At 52.4% G+C, this 22897-nt stretch carries 26 protein-coding genes, 1 pseudogene, 1 CRISPR repeat array and 1 riboswitch; of the genes and pseudogenes, 16 read left to right on the top strand and 11 right to left on the bottom strand.

Annotated features, from left to right (window positions below; genetic code table 11):
- The first annotated feature begins 45 nt into the window (after window positions 1-45).
- Window positions 46-1188 carry a methyltransferase domain-containing protein gene (locus E3E23_RS00270; RefSeq protein ID WP_167905564.1) on the top strand — a complete coding sequence of 381 codons (1143 nt, stop codon included), beginning with the start codon at window positions 46-48 and terminating at the stop codon, window positions 1186-1188.
- Here E3E23_RS00270 and E3E23_RS00265 read toward each other — a convergent pair.
- Window positions 1183-1377, bottom strand: a complete 195-nt coding sequence (locus E3E23_RS00265) for a PCNA-inhibitor (RefSeq protein WP_167905563.1) — start codon at window positions 1375-1377, stop codon at window positions 1183-1185. The two genes, E3E23_RS00270 and E3E23_RS00265, sit on opposite strands and share 6 nt — an antisense overlap.
- 171 nt (window positions 1378-1548) lie before the next feature.
- Between E3E23_RS00265 and glmS the strand changes: the two genes are divergently transcribed.
- Together glmS and E3E23_RS00255 are read left to right on the top strand one after the other, a co-directional pair.
- The gene (glmS, locus tag E3E23_RS00260; protein WP_167905561.1) at window positions 1549-3357 is read left to right on the top strand and encodes a glutamine--fructose-6-phosphate transaminase (isomerizing); all 1809 of its coding nucleotides are present in this window, start codon (window positions 1549-1551) and stop codon (window positions 3355-3357) included.
- Window positions 3358-3367: 10 nt separating this feature from the next.
- The gene (locus E3E23_RS00255; RefSeq protein WP_167905559.1) at window positions 3368-6232 is read left to right on the top strand and encodes an STT3 domain-containing protein; all 2865 of its coding nucleotides are present in this window, start codon (window positions 3368-3370) and stop codon (window positions 6230-6232) included.
- Here the strand turns inward: E3E23_RS00255 and E3E23_RS00250 are convergent.
- The 5 genes from E3E23_RS00250 to E3E23_RS00230 are packed head-to-tail and all read right to left on the bottom strand — an operon-like array spanning window position 6229 to window position 8586.
- Window positions 6229-6633 carry a ParB/RepB/Spo0J family partition protein gene (locus E3E23_RS00250; RefSeq protein WP_240920701.1) on the bottom strand — a complete coding sequence of 135 codons (405 nt, stop codon included), beginning with the start codon at window positions 6631-6633 and terminating at the stop codon, window positions 6229-6231. The genes E3E23_RS00255 and E3E23_RS00250 overlap by 4 nt on opposite strands.
- A complete protein-coding gene (locus E3E23_RS00245; RefSeq protein WP_167905551.1) occupies window positions 6630-7301 on the bottom strand; it encodes a class I SAM-dependent methyltransferase in 672 nt (223 codons plus the stop codon). Before E3E23_RS00245 ends, E3E23_RS00250 begins: the two co-directional genes overlap by 4 nt.
- Window position 7302: 1 nt before the next feature.
- A complete protein-coding gene (locus tag E3E23_RS00240) occupies window positions 7303-7584 on the bottom strand; it encodes an MTH1187 family thiamine-binding protein (protein ID WP_167905549.1) in 282 nt (93 codons plus the stop codon).
- A complete protein-coding gene (locus E3E23_RS00235) occupies window positions 7584-7868 on the bottom strand; it encodes a ubiquitin-like small modifier protein 1 (RefSeq protein ID WP_167905547.1) in 285 nt (94 codons plus the stop codon). The genes E3E23_RS00240 and E3E23_RS00235 overlap by 1 nt, the downstream gene beginning before the upstream one ends.
- Before the next feature lie 43 nt (window positions 7869-7911).
- The gene (locus tag E3E23_RS00230; RefSeq protein ID WP_167906469.1) at window positions 7912-8586 is read right to left on the bottom strand and encodes an adenylate kinase; all 675 of its coding nucleotides are present in this window, start codon (window positions 8584-8586) and stop codon (window positions 7912-7914) included.
- 56 nt (window positions 8587-8642) lie between these two features.
- Here E3E23_RS00230 and E3E23_RS00225 point away from each other — a divergent pair, with 56 nt between their 5' ends.
- Window positions 8643-9089, top strand: a complete 447-nt coding sequence (locus tag E3E23_RS00225; RefSeq protein WP_167906467.1) for a single- stranded DNA-binding family protein — start codon at window positions 8643-8645, stop codon at window positions 9087-9089.
- Here the strand turns inward: E3E23_RS00225 and trmY are convergent.
- Window positions 9073-9684 carry a tRNA (pseudouridine(54)-N(1))-methyltransferase TrmY gene (gene trmY / locus E3E23_RS00220; protein WP_167905545.1) on the bottom strand — a complete coding sequence of 204 codons (612 nt, stop codon included), beginning with the start codon at window positions 9682-9684 and terminating at the stop codon, window positions 9073-9075. The two genes, E3E23_RS00225 and trmY, sit on opposite strands and share 17 nt — an antisense overlap.
- 517 nt (window positions 9685-10201) lie before the next feature.
- Window positions 10202-12072: direct repeats of the CRISPR family, unit length 30 nt; unit sequence GTTTCAATAAGACTCTAGGAGAATTGAAAG.
- 32 nt (window positions 12073-12104) lie between these two features.
- Window positions 12105-13544 carry a pyruvate kinase gene (gene pyk / locus E3E23_RS00215; protein WP_167905543.1) on the bottom strand — a complete coding sequence of 480 codons (1440 nt, stop codon included), beginning with the start codon at window positions 13542-13544 and terminating at the stop codon, window positions 12105-12107.
- A gap of 95 nt (window positions 13545-13639) precedes the next feature.
- Between pyk and E3E23_RS00210 the strand changes: the two are divergent.
- Window positions 13640-14089 (top strand): annotated as a pseudogene (locus E3E23_RS00210) (peroxiredoxin); the annotation flags it as partial.
- A 172-nt stretch (window positions 14090-14261) separates the two neighbouring features.
- Here E3E23_RS00210 and E3E23_RS00205 read toward each other — a convergent pair.
- Window positions 14262-14711, bottom strand: a complete 450-nt coding sequence (locus E3E23_RS00205) for a hypothetical protein (RefSeq protein WP_167905541.1) — start codon at window positions 14709-14711, stop codon at window positions 14262-14264.
- Window positions 14712-14820: 109 nt separating this feature from the next.
- Between E3E23_RS00205 and E3E23_RS00200 the strand changes: the two genes are divergently transcribed.
- On the top strand, window positions 14821-15021 hold the full coding sequence (locus E3E23_RS00200) for a TIGR04140 family protein (RefSeq protein ID WP_167905539.1): 201 nt from the start codon (window positions 14821-14823) through the stop codon (window positions 15019-15021).
- Here E3E23_RS00200 and E3E23_RS00195 read toward each other — a convergent pair.
- Window positions 15018-16064: a radical SAM protein gene (locus E3E23_RS00195; protein ID WP_167905537.1), complete on the bottom strand. Its 1047-nt coding sequence runs from the start codon at window positions 16062-16064 to the stop codon at window positions 15018-15020. The genes E3E23_RS00200 and E3E23_RS00195 overlap by 4 nt on opposite strands.
- A 38-nt stretch (window positions 16065-16102) precedes the next feature.
- A complete protein-coding gene (locus tag E3E23_RS00190; protein WP_167905536.1) occupies window positions 16103-16747 on the bottom strand; it encodes a peptidase M54 in 645 nt (214 codons plus the stop codon).
- An 84-nt stretch (window positions 16748-16831) separates the two neighbouring features.
- A riboswitch (Fluoride riboswitch) is annotated at window positions 16832-16906 on the top strand.
- A gap of 24 nt (window positions 16907-16930) precedes the next feature.
- Here E3E23_RS00190 and E3E23_RS00185 point away from each other — a divergent pair.
- The 10 genes from E3E23_RS00185 to E3E23_RS00140 all read left to right on the top strand — a co-directional run bounded on the left by E3E23_RS00185 (window position 16931) and on the right by E3E23_RS00140 (window position 22871).
- Window positions 16931-17788: a prenyltransferase/squalene oxidase repeat-containing protein gene (locus E3E23_RS00185; RefSeq protein WP_167905534.1), complete on the top strand. Its 858-nt coding sequence runs from the start codon at window positions 16931-16933 to the stop codon at window positions 17786-17788.
- Window positions 17788-18480, top strand: coding sequence for a DUF6062 family protein (locus tag E3E23_RS00180; RefSeq protein ID WP_240920699.1), 693 nt, complete (start codon window positions 17788-17790; stop codon window positions 18478-18480). The genes E3E23_RS00185 and E3E23_RS00180 overlap by 1 nt, the downstream gene beginning before the upstream one ends.
- On the top strand, window positions 18471-18785 hold the full coding sequence (locus tag E3E23_RS00175) for a hypothetical protein (protein WP_167905532.1): 315 nt from the start codon (window positions 18471-18473) through the stop codon (window positions 18783-18785). The genes E3E23_RS00180 and E3E23_RS00175 overlap by 10 nt, the downstream gene beginning before the upstream one ends.
- On the top strand, window positions 18769-19194 hold the full coding sequence (locus E3E23_RS00170) for a hypothetical protein (RefSeq protein ID WP_167905530.1): 426 nt from the start codon (window positions 18769-18771) through the stop codon (window positions 19192-19194). The genes E3E23_RS00175 and E3E23_RS00170 overlap by 17 nt, the downstream gene beginning before the upstream one ends.
- Before the next feature lie 33 nt (window positions 19195-19227).
- Window positions 19228-19599, top strand: coding sequence for a fluoride efflux transporter CrcB (crcB, locus tag E3E23_RS00165; RefSeq protein WP_167905528.1), 372 nt, complete (start codon window positions 19228-19230; stop codon window positions 19597-19599).
- 4 nt (window positions 19600-19603) lie between these two features.
- Entirely contained in the window at window positions 19604-19984 is a 381-nt protein-coding gene (locus E3E23_RS00160; RefSeq protein ID WP_167905526.1) for a DUF190 domain-containing protein, read from the top strand.
- 38 nt (window positions 19985-20022) lie between these two features.
- Complete coding sequence (locus tag E3E23_RS00155; RefSeq protein ID WP_167905524.1) at window positions 20023-20406, top strand: hypothetical protein; 384 nt, start codon at window positions 20023-20025, stop codon at window positions 20404-20406.
- 32 nt (window positions 20407-20438) lie between these two features.
- Window positions 20439-20807 (top strand): DUF835 domain-containing protein, encoded by a 369-nt coding sequence (locus E3E23_RS00150; RefSeq protein ID WP_167905522.1) that lies wholly within the window; start codon window positions 20439-20441, stop codon window positions 20805-20807.
- Between the two features lie 79 nt (window positions 20808-20886).
- Complete coding sequence (gene coaBC / locus E3E23_RS00145) at window positions 20887-22098, top strand: bifunctional phosphopantothenoylcysteine decarboxylase/phosphopantothenate--cysteine ligase CoaBC (RefSeq protein ID WP_167906461.1); 1212 nt, start codon at window positions 20887-20889, stop codon at window positions 22096-22098.
- A 92-nt stretch (window positions 22099-22190) separates the two neighbouring features.
- Window positions 22191-22871, top strand: coding sequence for an aspartate/glutamate racemase family protein (locus E3E23_RS00140; RefSeq protein WP_167906459.1), 681 nt, complete (start codon window positions 22191-22193; stop codon window positions 22869-22871).
- Window positions 22872-22897: the final 26 nt, after the last annotated feature.

Here is a 22897-nt window from a genome sequence, read left to right as displayed (position 1 = left end):
AAGTAGTTCGGCAACGTTTTTAAGCTTCCCTCCGAGCTTGGGAACATGAGCGAGATAAAGGAGGAGCAAATCAACCTCGCCGTTGAGATGCTCAGAAGGGGCCTCGACGAGAAGAAGCTCCGCGCGAAGCTTGGTGAGAACTGGGAAGAGATAGTGGAAATAGCTCGGGCGAGAATCAGGGCCAGGGACAAGTTCTCCCGCGATGACCTCTGGATGGACTTGGAAGGGCTGCGCTACGCCACCCACGAGGTCGTCGCAAGATATAGGGCCGAGAGGGTAAAGCCAGAGAGCATAGCCGATGTCAGCTGTGGAATTGGAATTCAGCTCATCTTCTTCGCCAAGTACGCCAGAGAAGCATACGCCATAGACATAGACGAGAGGAAGCTCTTTTACGCGAGGAAAAACGCCGAGAAGTACGGCGTTGCGGACAGGATAAGGTTCATCCACGGTGACTCCCTGAGCAAAGAGGTGGTTGAGCAGGTAAACGCCGACGTAATCTTTTCGGATCCAGCGAGACCCCCTGAGATGCCCGAGAGAAGGCTTGAGGACTTGCTGCCGAGCCCGCTGGAGGTCTACGAAGCCTACAAAGCAAAAACCGATGCATTCATCTTTGACCTTCCCCCGCAGATAAGGCGCGAGAGGGTTCCGTGGAAAGGAGAATTCGAGTACATAGACCTTTTCGGCCACCTCAACAGACTGACCTTCTACTTTGAGCCGCTGGCAAAGGCAGAGAGGAGCGCGGTAATGCTCCCTAAGGGCGTCCGCCTGGAGAGCGACCCGAACCTCGAAAATATTGTAACATGGACGGAAGAGCCAAAGGCCTATCTCCACGAGATTCCGCAGGCGGTAGACTACGCCGACCTGATAAACGAGCTCTTCCACGCAGTCAATGGAAACCTCGAAATGCTGCTCCGCGAGAAGAGGCGCGTTCTGGCGACGAGCGATGAGAAAATAGAGAGCGACTACTTCAAGCGCTCCTACGTCATCGTTGGGGTCACCAAGTTCCACCCGCTGAGGATAAACGACTTCCTCAGGAAGGAAGGCTTCGGCAGGGCGACGCTCAGGATAAGCATCCCCGAGAACGAGTACTGGCGCTTCAGGAAGCGCATTGAGGCGAACCTGAAGGGAGAAAGAAGGGCCTTTGTCTTCCAGTTCAAGGACAAGGCGATAATAGCGGAGGCGCTATAGCTCTTCTATTTTAGCGTTTCTTATCTTCTTCGAGCCTATGCGGAGCTTTTTGAAGTAAACCACGTGTTCCTCAGGCAGAAAAGATTCCAGGCTCGTGGATTTGAGGCGTTTCTTCTTTTTGCGGGGCGTATCGCTCTCGGAAACCTTCGGCGCGGCGTTGGCTATGAACTCGTCGAGCTTCCTGTCCATTGACCCACCCAGATGAGATAGATAAGTGGGTATAAAGGCTTTTCTTCCCATCGAGGGTTGCACCAAAGAGCATATTAATGGTCAATACAGGGTTGAAGGTAGTCGGTTGAGAAACGCTTTTAACTTTGGGAATTTATTTAGGGAAAGAGTAACAGAACACGGTGAAGCAAAATGTGTGGCATAATCGGGTACATCGGCGAAAGACAGGCCTGTCAGGTTATCGTTAAGGGGCTCAAACGCCTCGAATACAGAGGTTACGATTCTGCTGGGATAGTCACCGAGGAAAATGGAGCGCTCCACATTAGGAAAGGTGCCGGGAAGATAGACGAGCTGACCGAGAAGCTTGGTCTGCTCGAGATGCCAGGAAAAAGGGGCATAGGCCACACCCGCTGGGCCACCCACGGCGTTCCGAACGACGTTAACGCTCATCCCCAGACTGACTGCTCAGGCAAAATCGCCCTTGTCCACAACGGCATAATCGAGAACTACGGCGAGATAAAAGAAGAGCTCCTCAAAAGGGGACACGTCTTCAAGAGCGACACTGATACTGAGGTCATAGCTCACCTCATAGAGGAGGAGCTTAAGACCGTGGGGAACTTTGAGGAGGCTCTTAGGAAGGCACTCTCAAGGCTTAAAGGTTCCTTTGCGCTGGGAATAATATATACTGAGGAACCTGACAGGCTCTACTTTGTGAGGAACGAGAGCCCGCTCGTTCTGGGCATAGGTGAGGGAGAAAACTTCGCGGCAAGCGACGTGCCTGCTTTTTTGGAATACACCAACAGGGCCGTTTTCCTTGACGATGGGGAATACGCGGTGATAACGAAGGACTCCTACGTCGTTAAAAAGCTCTCAACAGGCGAAGTCGTTGACAAGCCCGTCCAGGAGATAGGTTGGACGCTCGAGATGGCCGAGAAGGCTGGTTATGAGCACTTCATGCTGAAGGAGATCTACGAGCAGCCGAGGGCGATAAGGGACGCAATCCACGGCAACGCGGAAGTTATAGAGAATGTCGCCAAGGAGATAGCGAAGTATGATAAAATCTTCTTCGTTGCAATGGGAACCTCCTACCACGCCGCCCTGGTCGGGAAATACCTCCTCCAGCGCCTGGCGAAGAAGGTTCCAATCGTTGAAGAAGCCAGCGAATTCCGCTATGAGATGGAAGACCTGATAGACGAGGATACGCTCGTCATAGCCATAACCCAGAGCGGCGAGACGGCTGACACTTTAGCGGCCATGAAGCTCGCCAAGAGAAAAGGCGCAAAAGTTCTGGCGATAGTCAACGTCGTTGGCAGTATGGCGACCAGGATAGCCGACTTAACGCTCTACACCCACGCCGGGCCAGAGATAGGCGTCGCCGCAACTAAGACCTACACCACCCAGCTGACAGTTCTCACCATGCTCGCGATAGCCCTTGCGAGAACCCTTGGAACTGCCGATGAGGAGTACTTAAGGCAGCTTGAGGAGAACCTAAACAGAATCCCAGAGCTTGTTGAGAAAGTCCTCAAGCATGACGGCGCACTCAGGGAGCTCGCTGAGGGACTTAAGGAAAAGAGGGATTTCTTCTACATCGGAAGGAGCATAGGCGTCCCCACCGCCCTGGAAGGAGCGCTCAAGCTCAAGGAGATAAGCTACATCCACGCCGAGGGGCTGAGCGCGGGTGAGCTGAAGCACGGGCCGCTGGCACTGCTCGAGGAAGGCGTTCCAGTGGTTGCAATCGCTCCAAGCGGGAAGACCTTCGACAAGATGCTCTCCAACATAGAGGAGGCCAAGGCAAGGGGAGCATACATAATAGCCCTGGGCGATAATGAGAGCCTTAAGAGGGTCTCGGACGTTCTCATAGAGATGCCTCCAATGGACGAGCTGCTCACGCCCATAGTTTACGTCGTCCCGCTCCAGATCCTCGCATATCATCTCGCCGTCCTCAGGGGCAACGACCCCGACAAGCCGAGGAATTTGGCCAAGTCAGTTACCGTTGAATGAGGTGGTTCGAATGGTGAAAACCGACGTTAAAGAAAAACGAAAGAAAAAGGGGGAGAAATCCTCCCTTCCCGAGTACTATCGGAAGTTCAAGGCCTACGGGCTTCCGCTGATAGTTCTCCTGCTGGCATACATCGGCTTCAAGATAAGGGCCGTTACGTCCAACTACAAGACCTTCCTCGATCCGGATACCTTCTACCACTACGAGCTCTACAAGCTGGCCATCCAAGAGTGGCTCCCCAAGTACTTCCCACTGGCCAATCCTCCCACGGGGCTTAAAATAAGCGAGTCCCTTGGCCTCTACGCGGTGCAGGCGTTCTTCTACAAGCTGGTTAGTCCGCTCGGCTACGACGTGATGGATGCCTTCAAGCTCTGGCCGCCGTTCGTTGGAGCAATGACCATCATAGCCGTTTATCTCCTCGGAAGAAAGCTCCACTCCAACTGGGCGGGCGTATGGGCAGCGGCGTTCATGATGTTCTCCTACGCCAACTTCAGCAAGACCTACTCGGGCAACAACCGTGGTGAAGGTCCGTTCATGATGTTCTTCCTCTACGCGGTGTTCTTCCTCATCGTGTACCTCGACGAGAAGGAGTGGAACTGGAAGAAAATCCTCTCAGGGGTGCTCTTCCTGATAACCAGCGTCCTCTACATGGGCGTCTGGCTGGGAAGCCAGTTCGGTGTGGGAATCCTCCTGCTCTTCGCGGCAGCACACACGATAATCCTCTTCGTATTCGGAAAGATTGAAGAGCTCAAGCGCTTTGTTAAAGAATTTTACCCAATCTACGCGCTGTCGCTGCTCATCGGAATAGCGCTATATCCGACAGGCTTCGTCAGGATAAAGGGCTTCCTCATATTCTCCCTCGAGGCCTTCATCGGGCTTTCCGTGCTCGTTGCAATAATGCTCTACGGGGAGAGGTTCAAGCTCAACTACTCTGACAAGAAGCACAGGTTCGGGGTCGTTGTGGGCATAGGTATCCTCGGCTTCGTTCTGGCATACCTCTACCTCGGCCCCGACCTGCTGAAGTACATGGGTGCCGCGTACCAGTCCAACCCGCTCTACCAGACGGTCGCCGAGCTCGCCAAGACTGACTGGAAGACCATAGCCGGTTATTACAGCGTCAAGACCAAGGACGGAATTATCTTCCTGCTCTCACTCGCCGGTTTCATCATAGTGCTTGTCAGGTTCATCAGAAAGCTCCTCAGGGGCGACCTCACCGGTTACAAGGAGGTATTCCTCGTTACCTACTACCTCGGCTCGGTCTACCTGCTCCTCATGGCGGTCAGGTTCGTCTTCCAGGCCTCGGGCGCAATCCTCCTCCTGGCGGGAGTTGCGATAGGCGAGGTATTCCTGTTTGTTGAGAACATGAAAGATAGCATCAGCACCAAGGCCCTCTACGCGATGCTCCTCATCCTCCTGTTCCTGCCGCTTCCGATCATAGGCGCTCAGTATATGAACAGCATAGCCACGACAACAGCCAAGAGCCAAGGCTCAGTTCCGGCCGACTGGGTGAATACTCTCAAATGGCTCAGGGAGAACAGCGACCCGCTCGACAGCGCCACCAGCTGGTGGGACTACGGCTACTGGATCGAGTCAAGCCTCCTCAGCAACAGGCGCTCCGCAACTGACGGTGGTCACGCCTACGATAGGCGTTACATAGTTGCCGACTTCTTCGCCCACTACGGCAACGAGAGCGAGGTCGACTTCGAGAGCTGGGAGCTCAACTACATGATAGTCTGGCAGCAGGACATCTACAAGTTCAACGCCATAAGCTACCTCGGTGGAGCGATAACCTACGGGGAGTACAAGAACAACCCCATGTTCCAGGTGATATACCCGAACTACATCCGCTACGTCAACGAGAGCGGCAAAACGGTGGTCTACATCACCAACGGCCAGTACGCCTACCAGCCGATAATGACCATCGACCTCACTAAGGGCCAGGTCATCCAGGGAAGGGGAGACATACCCTACGTCCTCTACGTCTTCCAGGGCTACGGCCTGCTCGCGTACCAGAGCATAGCCTTCAGCAACTTCGTTAGACTGGCCTTCCACATACCGTACTCCTTCGAGCCGTGGGACGCCCAGATGCTCTTCGCGAACTTCAAGCCGGTCTACACCAACGGTGGAGTTTCGACCTACGAGTTCAGGCCCTTCGCAGTTTACAGGATTGACAAGTACGAGAACGGTACATGGAAGGCCTTCTACAGCACGACCGCCGGTGGAAAGCTCCCACTCGGCGAACAGAAGCTTAGACTCTGGATCTCAGCCTTCGGCAGGGACGTTAAGGACGCCACCTTGGTCTTTGAGGCTTACAACGGAACCGAGCTGGTCAAGAGGGAAGTCGTTGCGGAGAACCTCAACATCAACCACCTCAACGAGACCCCCGTCGAGGTCAGCCTGACGATACCGAACGCCACCAGCTACCGCTTCGTCCTCATCCAGGACGGCCCCGTCGGAGTGCTTAACGGCGCGCCGAAGGTTAACGGCGAAGTGGCCAACCCGATCTACATCCTCGGGGAGGGACAGAGCGGCCAGCTCGAGCTTACTGCAGCCTTCAGGAAGGACTACACCGCTGACCTCTATCTCAGGGCCAGCATAGTTTACTACGTCGCACCCAACGGCAAGGACATTAACCAGCCGAACTTCCGCCTGGAGCCCCACATGGACATCATAACCTACGTCCCCGTCAAGGATGGCATCAGCGTGAAGGCCGGCAACAACACCATAACCGTCCAGGCGAGCATGCCGGAGAACGTCTTTGAGCAGTACATCCAGGAGCTCTACAAGAAGTACGGCGAGGACAAGGTTGTCATCGTCAAGAAGAGGATAGAGCCGATATTCATCGCCAAGAAGGAGTACGTGATTTGGGAGGGTTAATCCCTCACTATTTTTACGTCTTCCAGCCTTCCTAACTCTTCTTTTCTCACTGTTCTCACAACGCCGGGAACAAAGCCGTTTTTAGACCTCAGAATGATGGCCTCGACCTCGGAGAAGCCGAGCTTTTTGAGGGCAAATGCCCTGTGGTGACCATCGAGCACGTAGTATTTCCCGCCATGGGGTATGACCACTATAGGCGCATTGTAGCCGTGCTTGATCTCCTGAAGGACGACCAGCAGCTTGGCCTCGCTCAGCTCCCTCTGGGTGGGAACGACCTGCTCCAGGGGGATGAACGCTCTTTCAAGCTCAAACTCGATGCCATAAATCGCCTCGTATTCCTCCTTTATGCGCTCGGCGCGCCTAAAGGCTTCCTCCCTTGTTATGAGCCTTGTCCTCCTCAAGACTTCACTCCCCTGACGGCTATGAAGGCGGCAAGGTTTCTGCACTTCCTGTGGCATTTTCTGTCGATCCTCTCGGCCAAACCTAAGAAGGGCCAGAAGGAGGGAAAAAAGATAACCCCCGCACTCTCAACCTCAGTAAAGCCCCCGCTCTTCAGGAGAAGTTCGAGCTCCCTGGGGGTGTAGAACCGGGCATAGCGGTAGGCAGTCTCGACGAAGAGGCTCTTTAGGCGCTTGAAGAGGAACCACGAGCTCCTCCCGTTCATGGTGCCGATGAGAACCTCACCGCCGGGCTTGAGGACGCGGTGGATCTCGGCGATTACCTTCTCCGGCTCGTGGATAAACTCAAACATGGTCACGCTCAGGACTAGGTCAAAGCTCTCGTCCGGAAAGGGCAGACTGTAGGCGTCGCCTTTGATGCAGTTGAGGCCCTTTGCCCTGGCTATCTCAAGCATTCCCTCGCTCGCGTCGAGGCCGATAACGTCAAAGCCGCGCTTTTTGAGCTCGATAGTGTAGTTTCCAGTACCGCAGCCGAGGTCAAGGGCTTTACCGGCCCTAGAGCGTAGCATCGAGAACACGAGCCACTTCTCTGTCCTATCAACGTAGCGACCGGTCTTTGTCCTGTACCAGTCGTCGTAGCGCTTCGCTATCCTGTCAAAGTATTCAACCACGTTAAACCCCCATCTTGCCCTCTATGGTGAGCGGTTTATCAACCCGGTCGTCTATCTTGAGGCTTATCACAACGCGCTTCGCGCCAGTCTTGAGGATTGCCTCGTGGCAGCGCTTGACCAGCTCGAGGATTTCGTCAACGGAACCTTCAACCACAGTTCCCATCGGGCAGACCTGGTACTTCAGGCCGCTCGCCTTTATGACTTCGATGACGGATTCGAGGTACCTGCCCACACTCGGGCTTTCTGTTCCAAGTGGAAAAAGGCAAAGCTCTGCTACCGCCATCAGCCACCCCCTGCGGGCGGGAAGATGTGCACCTCATCGTCCTCCTTCAGCTCGGTGTCGAGGCCCTTAAGGTGCAGGATGTTGTGGCCGTTCACGAGGATCATTCCATCTATGGCCTTTCCTGCCTCCTTGGCGCGGGGGCTCTCAAGGAGCTGCTTCTTTATCTCCGGATTGTAGTGCTCGGCCAGATAATCGATAAGCTCACCTACCGTTCTGGGACTGTTCAACTCTATCTCCTTCCTCCCTATCAGCTCCCGGAATGTGGCGTAAAACCGCACCTTCATTGGGCCCCACCTAAAAAAGGTTGGAAGAAGGGACTAAAAAACTTTACTCGTGTTCTTTCCGTTTCTTTTCGCGGTTGTATATGTAGTCGAGGAGCGGTCTCATCCTCTCCCAGACCTCGTTTATACTGCCGTGACCATCAACCCTAACGTAGATGCCCTGCTTCTTGTAGAACTTGATTATTGGCTCCATGTTCTTGACGTAGAGGTCGTAGCGTCTCCCGATTATGTCCGGCTTGTCGTCCTCCCTCTGGACGAGCTGGGAGCCACATAGGTCACATTTACCGGGGACCTTTGTGGGTCGGTACCGAAGGTGATAAACGGCACCGCACCTGGGACATATCCTCCTCCCGGAGATGCGCTCAACGCTCTCCTCCTTAGAGATGAAAATCTCCATCGCCACGTCTATCCTTATGCCGTGGTCATAGAGGTAGTTCTCGAGCGCGAGAACCTGCTCTGCCGTTCTGGGGTATCCGTCGATGATGAAGTTGTTCCTGTCGCGCCTTAAGCGAGAAATCACGAGGGTATTGACGACGATGTCCGGGATGAGCTCCCCCTTTGCGAGATACTTCTCCAGTTCCTTCCCGAGCTCGCTTCCCCTTTCAATCTCCGTCCGTATCATGTCCCCCGAGGAGATATACGTCAGCCCGTAGCGCTCCGTTATCGTCCTTGAGTGGGTTGATTTGCCGCTCCCAGGTGGTCCAAAGATGAGGATGTTCATTTTTCTCACCGTTAGTTATTTATTTCCCGGTTGATAAAACAATTACGGTGGTGGTCATGAAACTGAGCACAGGCTTTGTTCGGGCATCCGGCTACGCCCACAAGGTGAGGCGCGTCCTCTTTGCAATAACACGCGGAAGGGTGGAGCCGGAAGAAGTTGTAAGGGCCGCGGCGGAGCTCAACCAGTACGTCTTTGAAAAGCTCCAGGAGATGGGGGTGGACAAGGGGGACGTCGTGAGGATAAGCGTCCCCTTCAGCATCGAGGATGGAAAGATAAAGTGGCACTATGAGGGACTCAAGATAGAGGTCTACAAGAGAGAGGACGAAGCAAAGCTCGCCGAAGCTATGGAAGAAATCGAGGAGCGCGAGAGAGCCCTCGAAGAGCAGATAAAAGAGCTCGAGGAGCTCGCCCTTCAGCTCAGGGAGATGAGCGAGAAAATACTGGAGAAGCTGGAGGAGCTCAAGCAGGAGCACACCTCGCTCAGGCTCAAGGCGGAGGAGTGAGGGAATCAAGGAAGATGTTGACGTAGGCCACGACATGGGAGGCGAGGTAGCTTTTCCTTCCGATGCTCACTTTTTCGGCTATGCCCTCAAGAAAGGCCTCGTCCTCAGGGGTTAACCCCTCGTGGTCGCCGAGGATGAAGGCGACATTCTGCGAGAAGTTCACCCTCTCGATGGGTCTGCCCTCCTCGTGGAGGTAGTAGAGGGCCGAGCTTTTCAGGGTTCTCCTCACGATGTCTTCAAAGGTCAGGTTGCTGACGTATATTCCCGGGAGAACCTGGACTTCCTTGCTCGGCTCGCGGAGGGTCTCTCCTGCCTTCAGAGCTTTGATTATCAGCTTCGCCGTGCTCAGCTCGTCGGGGTTGAGCGTTTTGGGTTTCATTTCCTGGCCCTCGAAGCGAATCGCCTTCGGTGGGTTCGGCGGGCCGTAGAGGCTCAGCCAGACGCGGACGTTCTTCCTGAAGCCGTGGGAAAGCAGAAAAGCTGAGTTAAGGACCCTGCAGAGCAGGTCAATCCTACCGCTCGTTCCAGGTAAGTCCCTGAGCTTGAAATCGGCCTTGGTGTGAGCCTTGTTGGCCTTGACTATGAACGTCCTCATGGTGGAGAGTTTGGAGGGGGACTTATAACCCTTGCCCGAAGAGATTTCGGAGCAGATTCATACTGCGGCATCCCCGGCCTTCTCACTTCAACGTCCAGAACTCTGGAAAATGGGGGCGGTGAAGTGTTTGGAAGTCTTTAGTAACACCCGGTAATTATCGGACTTTTTGTTACGATCTTTGCCTTAGGATGTAACGAAATTTTTTCAGAGCGTTGAGAAGAGCACGGTACGGCCGTTTTCATCCCATTTTCCAGAGGAAACCGTTCTTTTTGGCTGTTAAATGATTTTGAAGTCCGAAAATTAATTTTTCTCTTTTCTCCGGGCTTTGGAAGTCTCACGAACATTCTTGTTCACAGGATTTTTTGAGCTGTACAGGCCCTGAAATTCCTGAGAGAGGTTCCTGAAAGGCCCCGAATAGAGGATCCTCGTAGCGTTGAAATCACCCCTCCGCAGAAAAACTTATAAGATTCAAGGCACTTTATAGCCCTATAGAGCAAAAGAAGGAAAAAGCCGCCCTGTTTCAATAAGACTCTAGGAGAATTGAAAGTTAGCGAGTTCTTCGGAGAGTTTGGATCAGGGAAGACTGTTTCAATAAGACTCTAGGAGAATTGAAAGCTAAGTAGGCTGCTTCCCTAAGAACTCTCAAACCCCAGTTTCAATAAGACTCTAGGAGAATTGAAAGTCATTTAGACCCCCCCCAATCTCATTAATGAGAGTGTTTCAATAAGACTCTAGGAGAATTGAAAGCTCTTTTTTGGGCTTCGAGAATCTTACGGTTCTTTTCGGTTTCAATAAGACTCTAGGAGAATTGAAAGTGATGAGATAGAAGAGGAGCTTAGAAGGGAAGCGATACGTTTCAATAAGACTCTAGGAGAATTGAAAGCATACCGGGCTTACTTGTGGCATTTGCTATTTATCAGGTTTCAATAAGACTCTAGGAGAATTGAAAGTTGGGAAAGGAAAGGAAAAAGACAGGCGGGGGAGTGGGTTTCAATAAGACTCTAGGAGAATTGAAAGCGTAGTCCTCCTGGTTGAAAAGCCTGCGGAACTTGGGGTTTCAATAAGACTCTAGGAGAATTGAAAGAATAGAGCTTGAAAGTTGCCAATAGTCCGTAATTTGTCGTTTCAATAAGACTCTAGGAGAATTGAAAGGACGTTAACGTAGAAGTCGGTGGTGCTTGCATCAACGTTTCAATAAGACTCTAGGAGAATTGAAAGGCTGTTATTGCCACTCGGCTTGTCCTCTTCTTTCGGGAGTTTCAATAAGACTCTAGGAGAATTGAAAGAACTAGTGGCCTCCCATCTGTTTACGGAGGGAAAGCTCGTTTCAATAAGACTCTAGGAGAATTGAAAGTCTTTCGTGGTCGTCGGTCTTCTCTTCGAGGGTCTTGTTTCAATAAGACTCTAGGAGAATTGAAAGCAGTACAGGTACAGGCTCTACGTTGACGGTCAAGAGGTTTCAATAAGACTCTAGGAGAATTGAAAGTGATGGGCAGGCCATTCTTCTTCTGAAGCCTGACGCGCGTTTCAATAAGACTCTAGGAGAATTGAAAGTCCTCCCTGGCCAGAAGGTCCCCATTGCTATCGTAGGTTTCAATAAGACTCTAGGAGAATTGAAAGATATACAAGAGGTATGAGCAGATGAAAGACCAGTTCAGTTTCAATAAGACTCTAGGAGAATTGAAAGTCAACCACGGCCATCACGCTCCTCAACCTCTCCCCAGGTTTCAATAAGACTCTAGGAGAATTGAAAGAGCGTTCTCGTATCGTTTAGCATCTTCTAAAGCTTCTGTTTCAATAAGACTCTAGGAGAATTGAAAGCTGTGTTTCCTCGACCCGGAGGCTCGGAAGCTTCCGTGTTTCAATAAGACTCTAGGAGAATTGAAAGAAGGAGATAGACCTTACTAAGATACGCCTGAGCGTCCAGGTTTCAATAAGACTCTAGGAGAATTGAAAGTCTGGGGCGGCCTTAAGGAGGGCTTCGCCGAGCTGGAGTTTCAATAAGACTCTAGGAGAATTGAAAGAATAATCAAAACTCCAGGCGTGATTAGATTCAGGTTTGAGTTTCAATAAGACTCTAGGAGAATTGAAAGACGACCTCAAAAACTACCCTGTGCCAGTGGACCTGGACGTTTCAATAAGACTCTAGGAGAATTGAAAGACGTCTTTAGAATGTTCTCCGCCACTTGCCTTGTGAGGTTTCAATAAGACTCTAGGAGAATTGAAAGTTATCGCTATCTGTTTAGCTATGGTGTGTTTGAGGAGGTTTCAATGCGGCGCCTCGTTTTGTTTCAATAAGACTCTAGGAGAATTGAAAGAGGACGAAGACAGCGCCTATGACGATAGCGCCTACCTGTAGTTTCAATAAGACTCCAGGAGACCCCGCGCCCTTAAAATATACCGAGGGGAGGCAGAGGGCCTCACCCAACGGTGAATATCCGTATCGTGTTCGTTCCAGCGGTCTTCCCTATCGGCGTTCCCTTCGTCAGCAGAACCGTGTCGTTTTCGTTCACGAGGCCAAGGCCCTTGATGAGGTTCAGTATCTCGCGCTCGCTGGTCTCCTCGACGAGGAACGGGTAGACTCCATAGGAGAACATGAGGCTGTTGGCAACCTTCTCGTCGGTGGCGAAAGCCAGAATCCACTGCCTCGGCTTGAAACGGGATATCAGCCTGGCCGTCTCACCGGTCCTCGTGGGGGTAAGGATGTACTTGATGTCTATCGAGTTGAGGGCCTCTATGATGCTCCTCGCTATGGCGTCTTTTATTGTGCCCTTCTTGGGCATCTGGCCCTTCCACTCGCTCATCTTCCACTCTACCACGCGCGTTGACCAGAGAGAATCGCGGTAGGCTTCGGTGGTTCTTGCTATCTTAGCCATCATCTTGACTGCGTCGACGGGATACTTGCCTACAGCAGTCTCCTCCGAGAGCATAACCGCGTCCGTTCCGTCGAGGATGGCGTTGGCCACGTCTGTGACCTCTGCCCTCGTGGGGAGCTTTTCCTGGGTCATTGATTCGAGCATCTGGGTGGCTGTTATGACGGGCTTGCCCGCCATGTTGGCCTTTTTTATGAGCTTTTTCTGGAGCACCGGGAGCTTCTCAATCGGCATCTCGACTCCCAAATCGCCCCTGGCTATCATTATGCCGTCAGCGGCGCTGAGTATCTGGTCGAAGTTCTTTACTGCATCGGGTCTCTCAATCTTGGCGATTATGAAGATCTTCGCGTTTCTTTCCTCCACGAAGCGCCTGACCTTCAGAACGTCGTAGGCCGAGCCGACGAAGCTTATTCCTACAGCGTCCATGCCGTGCTCGATTGCGAACTCAAGAAACTGCAGATCCTTCTCCGTCACCGCGTCTATCGCTATCCTCGCATTTGGGACGTTTATGCCCTTGTGGGAGAAGAGTGTGCCCCCAACGAGGACTTTACAGACCACGTCGGTATCGTGAACCTCCTCGACACGGAGCGCTATGAAGCCATCGCTCAGATAGATGACGTCCCCCTTGGATACCATCCTGGGAAAGTCCTTGAACTGCACGGGTATCTCTGCCTCATTGCCAACCACATCCCGCGTGGTGAGGGTTATCGTCTGCCAGCGTCTCAGCGTTACTGAACCGTTTTGGATCTCCCCAACGCGTATCTTCACTCCTGGAAGATCGCCGAGAATGGCGATGGGTCTGTTGAGCCTATCGGAGACTTTCCTTACCAGTTCCACTGTCTTCGCGTGCTGTTCGAAGTCTCCGTGGGCGAAGTTTATGCGTGCAACGCTCATTCCTGCCTTTACCATGGCCTCTACCGTCTTCCTCTTCAGGGAGGCTGGCCCTATTGTGGCTATGATTTTCGTTTTGTGGGATGGCAACCTCATGTCCTTCACCTAAAATGGCACTTCACCCTACCCCTAATAATCTTATCCCACGAAACCTTAATAAGTTAGGAAAGCCTAATTGTCCTGGTGATTGGATGAACCACCTCGATGTCGAGGTTTTTAATGAGAACGAGAACGAAGCTCCGCTTCGGGACGTCGTTCTCGGAAAGTGGACCGTTCTTTACGTCTATCCGAAGGATAACACCCCCGGCTGCACGACCGAGGCCAAGGAATTCACGGAGCTGCTGCCTGAGTTCGAGAAGCTCGGTTTTCAGGTGATTGGGGTAAGCAAGGATTCAGTTAACTCTCACCGGAAGTTCAAAGAGAAACATGGGCTAAAAATAAAGCTCCTGAGCGATCCCAACGCAGAGCTTATCAAAGCTCTTGGGGCATGGGGCAAGAAGAAAAGCTACGGGAAGGAATACGAGGGCGTCATAAGGAGCACCTTCATCCTGAATCCAGAGGGGGAGATAGTCTGGAAGAAGATTAAGGTTAGGGCAAAGGGGCACGCATCAAAAGTCTTAGAAGAAGCGAAGAAACTCGTGGTAAGAAAATTAAGGCATCTATTTATCCCTCTCTTCCGCCAACACCGGCTCGGGTTGAGGAACAGGCTTCCCGTTATTTTTAGGCTCAAACCTCAAAAGGAATCCGCCGATAATTTCAACGATTCTCACGTTCTCACCTCCCAAAGCTTAAAAATGAAGGAGGCAGGGGTGCTCACTTCATGAGCACGAAGCCGACTATGTTGCCCTCGTAGGCGAGGAAGACCCTAACGCCGTTGAGGGTCTCGTAGGCAGCGTAAACGTCCAGCTCGCTGAGGTCGTAGTCACCAACGACCTTGCCAACATAGTCGCCGTCGTAGACGAGCTTCTGGACGGTTACTCCGCGCGGGTTGGTGAACTCCTCAACTGAGAGCTGACTCAGGTAGTCCTGAACTTCGGCAGGGTCGATGCTGACTTCCGTCAGGTCAGTCGCTCTAACTCCAAGGCCCATATACATGCCCCTCTCCTCAGCCATGGCACCGTGGCCATGACCGACCATTTGAGGCTCCATGGCCCTCTCAACGTCCGGGTTCGGTCCCGGCACACCCTGGTATGCCGCGACTGCTCCAAACACGAGGCCGAAGAGGCCCAACACCATCAAACCAATTCCCAACCACTTCTTCATGTCATATCACCTCTCCATGTGTAACTGCAATATTACATATGTTGGGTTTCTTTATAAAGTTTTCGGTGTCGAAAAGCTATAAAACCCCAAACCGTAGAGGACTGATGCCATGAGGAAGGAGTTAATAACAGCAATCCCGCCAGACGAAATAGAGCTCATCCTGAAAAAATCTGGAGCAGAGGTTGAGCTGGTCATTTCGGAGGCAGAACCATTCCACGGCATGCCGAGGTACAGAGTGCTTCTGGAAGGGGCAGACGAAGAGATAGAGAAGTTCATGGATGTCCTCAGACTGGCAAGGGCCGGCGGTTAGCCCACCAAGGCGTTTTTGAATCCAAATTCTCTCACGAGCCGTGCGGCTTTAATCATCTCTTCGTCCTTAAGGGTTCTGCTGATCTCTGGATGTTTCCCTGCTTCGTATTCTGGCCGGTACTGGAACATCACGTTTATTCTAACATCCTCCCCGAGGTTCTCGGCTATCCACTTTAGTATCTGCCTCGTGCAGCAGTCGAGGTGACCAGGAATAACGAGATGCCTTATCAGGAACTCGGCTTTGTAATGCCTCTTGGCGAGGAGGAAGTTTCTGGTAACGACCTCCCAGTAGCGGGGTGCCCGCGAATACTTCAGGGCGCATTTATCGTTTCCCCACTTGAAGTCGGCTAAGTAAACATCGACAACCCCATCGAGAAGCTTCATCGCCTCTTCGCTCATGTACATGTTGGAGTTCCAGACTACTGGAATCGGGACTTTGACGTGCCTGAGGGTCTCGATGATGAAGGGAAGGTTTGGAGTCGGCTCACCGCCGACGAAGTTCACGTTCTTGGCTCCCCGTGCGAAGGCCACGGTTATCTTTTCCGCCATCTCATTCGGTGAATATTCAACTCCAGCCCGAAACTGACTGATGTCCCAGTTCTGACAGAAGACGCACCGGAAGTTGCAGCCACTGAAGAAGATCGTGTAAGAGGGAACCAGCTCCGGCTCCTCGCCGTAGTGGAGGAAATCACTCGCAACGAGGCTCTCCTTCACCCTGCAGTAGCCAATTTCCTTTTTTCTGTTCGCTCGGCACTTGAACTCGCAGAGCTCGCAGCTCTCGAGGATCTTATCAGCTATAACCGCTTTGAGGTCGAGGAGGCTCTTCTCCGGGCTTTCGCTGAGGTCGTTCTCCCTCAATCTATCCATAGCCTCTTCGTGAATTTCCCACAGCTCTTCTAATGGCGCATCTTCGTCAAATTCCACTTCCACCCGCTTTGATAGAAAGAAGTTCGGCACTTCATCTCCCCTGAGAACCGCAAAGTAGTGGGGCATTGCTTTTATGGCCCCTTCAATTTCCCTAATCTCTATCCGCCTGAACCACATGCCTTCTAATAGGTTCTCATGGTTAAAACACTTGTCGGTTACTTTTCTAAGGCTGCCCTCAGATTGAGGAGGCACTCATCGCAGTAGCCCGGGATCCGCGAGTCCCACTCCTCTATGTTGGCAGGGGGATGCATGACGCACTGGTTGCTGCAGTGCTCAAGGCCAAAGCTGTGCCCGACTTCGTGGAGGATACCCTTGAGGAGCCTGTTTTTAAACGTCTCAAGCTTCATCCTGCGCTCATGGGCGGAATCGTCGGGGGCTATGGGAACCTCGAAGGGCTTCATCGACAGTATCATAATCCTGAGGCCGGTGATGACCTCGTGAATGCCCAGAAACTTCTCGTAGAAGTCGAAGTAGGGATTCCTAGAAACGAGCGGGAAGGTGGTGAGGGCAAATATCTTGTTCATCTTGATGTCCCCTTTCTCGTTGATTTCCTGAAGCAGTCTGGAGTAGAGAACCTCAACGAGGGCCTCAAGCGGGTAAACCCTTATCCTGCCCTCAGGGGTGTTGAGGTTTATCAGGTAACCCGGCTCCAGCTCAAGTTTTCCTATGTAGAGGAACCTCACGGGAATCTCATTCTGCTGGAAGAAGCGGTTCGCATCGTCGAAAACGTTGAATAGAACGTCGGTTATTATTTCTTTGTCCACGAAGTTCCCGACATAGGTGAACGCTATAAACTCCATGATTTCACCACAAATTAAAGGCCGCTCTAAAGTTATTAAATTTTTAGGTGATTGAACCACAAACGTTTTTAACCGCCATTCGAAGGGTTTTCGGGCGATGGCGTCCGCCCGGGCTTCGAGCCGAACCGCCCGCTTTGGGCTGATGACGCCTGTTCTCTGCCAGAGATAATGGGAGGCGGTAGAATGGGCTCGAAGCTGAGTGAGATTGGCAGGTTTATTAACGCTGATGCGCTCATCCGCTACGTTGAGGAGAGGCGCCACGAGGACGGCGGCTACTGCTTCGTGAGCGTTTTGGACGAGACCAACATTAACGACACGTACTACGCGGTAAAGATTTACGACCTACTCGGGCTCGAAATTCCCGAGAGGGAGAAGACAGTGGAGTTCCTTTACACTTCCGCCCAGATGCAGACGGCAGTGGTGGCCGTTGCAATGGCCATCGAGGCACTGTCATTACTGGGAGCGAGAGACCTGGCAAGAGAAAAGCTGGACCTGCTCTTCTCCAAATACAACCCGCTAGAAGGGAAGTTCGCCGTTGGCCTCGGCGGAAGTGAGGAGTTCGGAACTGCCACACCCCTGGAGGCAACCTACTGGGCCATGAGGGCGCTGGCGGCCGTGGGTTACCGTATGGACGGCGAGACCAAGGAAAGGATACGCGAGTTCGTGATGGGGTTCCGCAAGGGAGACGGCTTCGGGGTGAAGGGGGCCACCACGACCATGACCTACCAGGCCCTCTTCACCCTCAAGGGCCTTGGCTATGCCGTCCCAGACACCACCCACTTCTACAGATGCGAGGTCTACGGCGGCTTTACCGAGGTGCCCTACTCGCTGCCCCCCTACCTGGAGCCGACGTTCTATGCCACAAGAGGTCTCAGTCTTCTCGGCAAGAGGGCGCGCTATGTAGGGGGCCACATCAGGTTCATCCGGGCACTGCAGAATCCCAACGGAGGCTTCAGGCGCTCGCTGGAGATGGGCATATCTAACTTCCAGAACACGTACAGAGCCGTGAAAGCCCTCGACGAACTACTGAAGTGGTACTGATGGATATCGTGGGGATATACCTCAGGGAGGCTATGAAGGAGGGCTGCCCAGTCTGCAGGATACTCATAGAATACGAGGAGTCTGAAATCGATACAATCCTCTACGAGCACGTGAACGACCCCGCTGTTAGGGCCAAGTTCAAGGAGAGCCTTGGCCTCTGCACCTACCACGCCTGGAAGACCCTCAAAAAGGCCTACTCGAACCCGTTGCTCGGCCCGCTGGGAGTGGCGATAATCTACGAGCACATGCTTTCAACTTACATCAAAACCCTCGAAAGCCGGGAAAAGGTCAAGGAAGGCGAGTGCTTCCTGTGCCTTCTCGTGGAGGAGAAGGAAAAGGACACGGTGGAGGCTATCACGGAGAGGATTGAGGAGCTCCTTCCCGTTTATGAGTCATCGGAGGCAATCCTCTGCAAAAGGCACCACGAGATGATAGACTCAATCCTCAGGGAGAAAAATCCCCAGAGCGCGGAGAGGCTCAGAAAAGTCCAGCTGGAGAAGCTGAAGAAGCTCAGGGAAAGGATGAACTCTCTCATAGACAAGTTCGACTATAGGGCAACCGAAAGGCCCACGAAAGAAGAGGTCTCATCCCTTCCACTGGCTATAGAGGCGCTTAAAGGGCTCGAAAACGGGGCAACCCTAAGGAAGAAGGAGCGAAAAAAGAGGACAAGGGGAGTTTTGCTATGGAGATAGAAGTAAGCCCCGAGGAGCTGGCTGAGATACGGAGGAACCGGCGGGAGATAGAGAGACGCTTCAAAGACCTGGAAGGGCTTGAAAGAACCCTAAAAGCCCTCAAGTTGCGGTTCCTCCTGGAGCAGAGGGCCAGGCTGGAGAAGAGGCTCAGCGAGATGAGGCGGAACTATCGCGAGCTGCTCGAGTTCGAGGATAAGGCAAAGAGGGATAAGGAGTTTTTGATGGCCTTTAGGAAGGAACTCAGCGAGGAGAACAAGAGACTTAGAAAAGAGCTGGAGGAAAAGAGGGATGAAAATAACCGTTAAGCCGCGGAGGGGCTGGCGGAGGATTACTTTCAGGGTTCAAGATGAGACCCTCGAAAGGATAGAGGAACTGTGCGAGCGCTACGGCTTCAGGCTGGAGGAGGCCATAAGGATAATACTCCTCCATGGCTACGTGGATGATGAAGTCGACGCCGACGAGGAGGCCTTTGAAAAGCTTGAGAAGGAGATAGATGCTCTCGAAAAGGAGCTATACGAGCTCGAGGGAAAGTGGTCGCCCCTGAAGTTCCGCTCCTATTATATAGCGCTCGACAACCAGAACCTCGGAATCCAGCTCTCCGGAATGATAGCGGAGAACAAGAGGCTGAGAGAGATGCTCGGGAAGGAGGAGAGGGACTTCTCGGAAGTTGAGAAGCTGATTCACTACTACATGGCCTTCGGGGGCAAGGATTAAAAGAGGCCTTGCACATGGTTCGGCGGTGATGGAATGAACGGCAGGATAGCGGTTGCGATAGCACTCGGCGGTGCCCTTGGAGCGCTGGCGCGCTTTTACATCTCGGGAATAATGCCCGTTTACAGGGACTTCCCCGTTGGAACACTGCTCGTCAACAGCATAGCCAGTTTCATCCTCGGCTACCTGTATGGCCTCCTCTTCTGGGGAATCGACGTTCCGGCAGACTGGAGGGCCTTCTTCGGAACGGGCTTCTGCGGTGGCCTGAGCACTTTTTCAACCTTCTCCTACGAGACATTCTCGCTCCTGAGGGAGAAGGAATACCTTTTAGCTTTCCTGAACGTCTCGGCAAACGTTATAATCACGATTGCATTAGTCTTTGCAGGCTTTATCCTTTCCAGGAGGTGATAGAATGGTCGAGGTTGAGCACTGGAACACGCTCCGCCTCAGAATTTACATAGGGGAAAACGACCGCTGGGACGGGAAGCCCCTCTATAAAGCGATAGTTGGGAAGCTCCGTGAGATGGGCATCGCTGGTGCCACTGTTTATCGTGGACTCTACGGCTTCGGGAAGAAGAGCAAAATTCACTCCACCGATGTAATGAGGCTCTCCACGGATTTACCCATCATTGTCGAGGCCGTGGACAGGGGCTACAAGATAGAGAAGGCGATATGCGAGATAAAGCCGATGATAAAGGACGGCATGATAACGGTCGAGCCAACTATCGTGGTCTGGGTCGGGACCGCGGAGGAAGTCAAGAAGTTCGAGGAAGATGCAGTTAGGGAGGGATAGCTTTGATTCTCAAAACAAAAAATTATTAAAACTCATTTTTGCACTATCCGCGGGCGCCTGGTACGATGTGGGACATCTATAATACAATTGAACTCTTGGCAGAGGCAGCGTGCTTTTTGGTGCTGACGGGGGTACTCTACCTTCTCCGCCATTCCTATTCACTGCTCAGGGAATATTTTGGAAGCGAGACCCTCAACGGGGTTACCTTGGGTGCGGCGGTGTTCTGGACTGGCTATTTTGTGAACATGATAAACGACATTCTCCAGCACAGGTTCATGAAGATACTCAATAGCGTGCTGCTCGTCTTGGGAAGTGGAGTAGTCTTCACCTATGTGTGGAAAATGCAGCACACCATAGAGGTAAAGATAGCCCCCAAGAAAATCATGAACGGTGAGGTTCCCTTCCTGCAGATGCCTATTTAACCAGCAGGAACATTAGGGATATCCTGCCATACTTGGGGGGCAAAGAGGCTCTTGCCATCACCAGAAGACCGGAGGTATTTGAAAAGCGTGGAATCCCCTACTTATGGATAACCAAGGTAGAGGGGAAAAACACCATACATCCAACTTCCCTCGCGCCCCTCCTCCAGAAGCTCGTTGATAGTGCAGACCAAAACACGGTCATTATCTTTGACGGCTTGGAGTACCTCATCCTTGAAAATGGATTCGAGAGCGTTTTCAAGTTCCTAACCACTCTTAAGGACAAGCTAATACTGATTGGAGCCACCCTCATAGTCATGCTGGATCCAGCCGCTATCGAGGAGAAGCACCTCAAACTGCTTGAAAGAGAGTTCAAATGGCTCGATACAAAGAATAAAGGATGACTCCAAAACGTGACCCCCTTCTGTCCCCACCGCCACAAAACATTTAGATGTTCGGGTCGTATAGGGAGTGGTGATTGAGATGCTCCATCACGTTAAGCTTATCTACGCCACGAAGAGTCGGAAGCTGGTTGGCAAAAAAATTGTCCTAGCTATCCCCGGAAGTATAGCGGCCGTTGAGTGTGTAAAGCTGGCCAGAGAGCTTATTAGGCATGGCGCGGAAGTTCACGCGGTCATGAGCGAAAGCGCGACGAAGATAGTCCACCCCTACGCTATGGAGTTCGCAACAGGAAACCCCGTCGTTACTGAAATCACTGGTTTCATAGAGCACGTGGAACTGGCGGGAGACCACGAGAACAAGGCCGACCTGATTTTAGTCTGCCCAGCGACGGCAAACACAATCTCGAAGATAGCCTGCGGGATCGACGATACACCCGTTACGACGGTTGTAACGACGGCCTTCGCCCACACGCCCATAATGATTGCCCCTGCGATGCATTCGAGCATGTACGACCACCCGATAGTCGCAGAGAACATAGAGAAGCTCAAAAAGCTGGGCGTCGAGTTCATAGGGCCGAGGTTCGAGGAAGGAAAGGCCAAGGTAGCGAGCATCGACGAGATAGTATACCGCGTCATCAAAAAGCTCCATAAAAAAGATTTGGCCGGAAAGCGCGTTCTCGTAACCGCTGGGGCGACGAGGGAGTACATAGACCCGATACGCTACATAACCAACGCGAGCAGCGGAAAAATGGGGGTTGCCATAGCTGAGGAGGCAGACCTCAGAGGGGCAGAGGTGACACTGATAAGGACCAAGGGAAGCGTGCCGAGCTTCGTCGAGAACCAAATCGAAGTAGAGACCGTCGAGGAGATGCTAGAGGCGATAGAGAACGAGCTGAAGGCCAAGAAATATGACTTCGTGGTTTTGGCAGCGGCGGTGAGCGACTTCCGCATTAAGAACAAGGCAGATGTCAAGATAAAGAGCGGGAAGCCGGTAACCCTCGAACTCGAACCGACTCCCAAGTTAATCGACCGCGTTAAAGAGCTCCAGCCCGATGTTTTCCTCGTTGGTTTCAAGGCAGAGACCGGCTTGAGTGAAGAAGAACTCGTAAGCGCCGCCAGAAAGCAGATAGAGAGGGCCAAAAGCGACGTGGTAGTTGCCAACACACTCAAGGCCTTCGGCAGCGAAGAGAACGAGGTCATCCTCGTAACGGCTGATGCCGTCAAGAAACTGCCGAGGATGGACAAGCGCGCCTTGGCAGAGAGGCTGTGGGACGAGATTCTTTTGATGGTTTAGTTCTTTTGCTTCTACCCATTTCTTGAGAAAAAAATTCATCCAAGCCCCAAAAACCTCATAAAGACTCACTCCAACCTCTCTTGGTGGTTCTCATGAAAAGGATAGGCATAATAGGCGGAATGACGCCGAAATCGACCTGCTACTACTACCGCAAATACATCGAGATAAGCCGCGAGAAGTTCGAAAAGCACGTCTACCCTGAGCTGATTATATATTCCATAAACTTCCGGAGGTTCTTCGAGAACCCCGAAGGCTGGGAGGGGAGGAAGAAGATCCTAATCAACGCCGCCAAAGCCCTTGAGAGGGCAGGAGCGGAGATAATAGCGATGTCCGCAAACACTCCCCACAAAGTCTTCCCCGATGTTCAGAAAGAAGTAAACGTACCGATGGTGAGCATAATAGAGGCAGTTGCTGAAGAAATCAAAAGGAGAGGGATAAAGCGCGTTCTCCTCCTAGGAACTAAAACAACCATGAGCTCCGACTTCTACGTCAACGCGCTCCGCGAGGAGGGCTTTGAAGTCGTGGTTCCAAGCGAGGAGGAGCAGGAGAGGCTCAACTCGATAATTTTCAACGAGCTGGCCTTCGAGAACTTCAGGAACAAGCCCTGGATAGTCGAACTAATCGAGAGGTATGCGAGGGAAGAGAAAGTCGAAGGAGTAATCCTTGGCTGCACGGAGCTTCCTCTGGCCATAAAGGCTGGAGACGTTAGCATTGAGGTCTTCGATACGGCGGAAATCCACATGAGAAAGCTCATAGAGCTGGCGAGCGAGTGATTTTTATACCCCTTTCCTCTTCTTCC

This window comes from Thermococcus sp. CX2 (assembly GCF_012027555.1).
Classification (GTDB): domain Archaea; phylum Methanobacteriota_B; class Thermococci; order Thermococcales; family Thermococcaceae; genus Thermococcus.
Note: the sequence above shows the minus strand (reverse complement) of the source record. Positions and strands in the feature narration are given on the sequence as shown.

Bases quoted from the DNA above. Each gene is read 5' to 3' on its own strand.
- E3E23_RS00270 (WP_167905564.1), top strand. From the start codon at position 46: ATGAGCGAGATAAAGGAGGAGCAAATCAACCTCGCCGTTGAGATGCTC.
- E3E23_RS00265 (WP_167905563.1), bottom strand. From the start codon at position 1,377: ATGGACAGGAAGCTCGACGAGTTCATAGCCAACGCCGCGCCGAAGGTT.
- glmS (WP_167905561.1), top strand. From the start codon at position 1,549: ATGTGTGGCATAATCGGGTACATCGGCGAAAGACAGGCCTGTCAGGTT.
- E3E23_RS00255 (WP_167905559.1), top strand. From the start codon at position 3,368: ATGGTGAAAACCGACGTTAAAGAAAAACGAAAGAAAAAGGGGGAGAAA.
- E3E23_RS00240 (WP_167905549.1), bottom strand. From the start codon at position 7,584: ATGGCGGTAGCAGAGCTTTGCCTTTTTCCACTTGGAACAGAAAGCCCG.
- E3E23_RS00235 (WP_167905547.1), bottom strand. From the start codon at position 7,868: ATGAAGGTGCGGTTTTACGCCACATTCCGGGAGCTGATAGGGAGGAAG.
- E3E23_RS00230 (WP_167906469.1), bottom strand. From the start codon at position 8,586: ATGAACATCCTCATCTTTGGACCACCTGGGAGCGGCAAATCAACCCAC.
- E3E23_RS00225 (WP_167906467.1), top strand. From the start codon at position 8,643: ATGAAACTGAGCACAGGCTTTGTTCGGGCATCCGGCTACGCCCACAAG.
- trmY (WP_167905545.1), bottom strand. From the start codon at position 9,684: ATGAGGACGTTCATAGTCAAGGCCAACAAGGCTCACACCAAGGCCGAT.
- pyk (WP_167905543.1), bottom strand. From the start codon at position 13,544: ATGAGGTTGCCATCCCACAAAACGAAAATCATAGCCACAATAGGGCCA.
- E3E23_RS00205 (WP_167905541.1), bottom strand. From the start codon at position 14,711: ATGAAGAAGTGGTTGGGAATTGGTTTGATGGTGTTGGGCCTCTTCGGC.
- E3E23_RS00200 (WP_167905539.1), top strand. From the start codon at position 14,821: ATGAGGAAGGAGTTAATAACAGCAATCCCGCCAGACGAAATAGAGCTC.
- E3E23_RS00195 (WP_167905537.1), bottom strand. From the start codon at position 16,064: ATGTGGTTCAGGCGGATAGAGATTAGGGAAATTGAAGGGGCCATAAAA.
- E3E23_RS00190 (WP_167905536.1), bottom strand. From the start codon at position 16,747: ATGGAGTTTATAGCGTTCACCTATGTCGGGAACTTCGTGGACAAAGAA.
- E3E23_RS00185 (WP_167905534.1), top strand. From the start codon at position 16,931: ATGGGCTCGAAGCTGAGTGAGATTGGCAGGTTTATTAACGCTGATGCG.
- E3E23_RS00180 (WP_240920699.1), top strand. From the start codon at position 17,788: ATGGATATCGTGGGGATATACCTCAGGGAGGCTATGAAGGAGGGCTGC.
- E3E23_RS00175 (WP_167905532.1), top strand. From the start codon at position 18,471: ATGGAGATAGAAGTAAGCCCCGAGGAGCTGGCTGAGATACGGAGGAAC.
- E3E23_RS00170 (WP_167905530.1), top strand. From the start codon at position 18,769: ATGAAAATAACCGTTAAGCCGCGGAGGGGCTGGCGGAGGATTACTTTC.
- crcB (WP_167905528.1), top strand. From the start codon at position 19,228: ATGAACGGCAGGATAGCGGTTGCGATAGCACTCGGCGGTGCCCTTGGA.
- E3E23_RS00160 (WP_167905526.1), top strand. From the start codon at position 19,604: ATGGTCGAGGTTGAGCACTGGAACACGCTCCGCCTCAGAATTTACATA.
- coaBC (WP_167906461.1), top strand. From the start codon at position 20,887: ATGCTCCATCACGTTAAGCTTATCTACGCCACGAAGAGTCGGAAGCTG.
- E3E23_RS00140 (WP_167906459.1), top strand. From the start codon at position 22,191: ATGAAAAGGATAGGCATAATAGGCGGAATGACGCCGAAATCGACCTGC.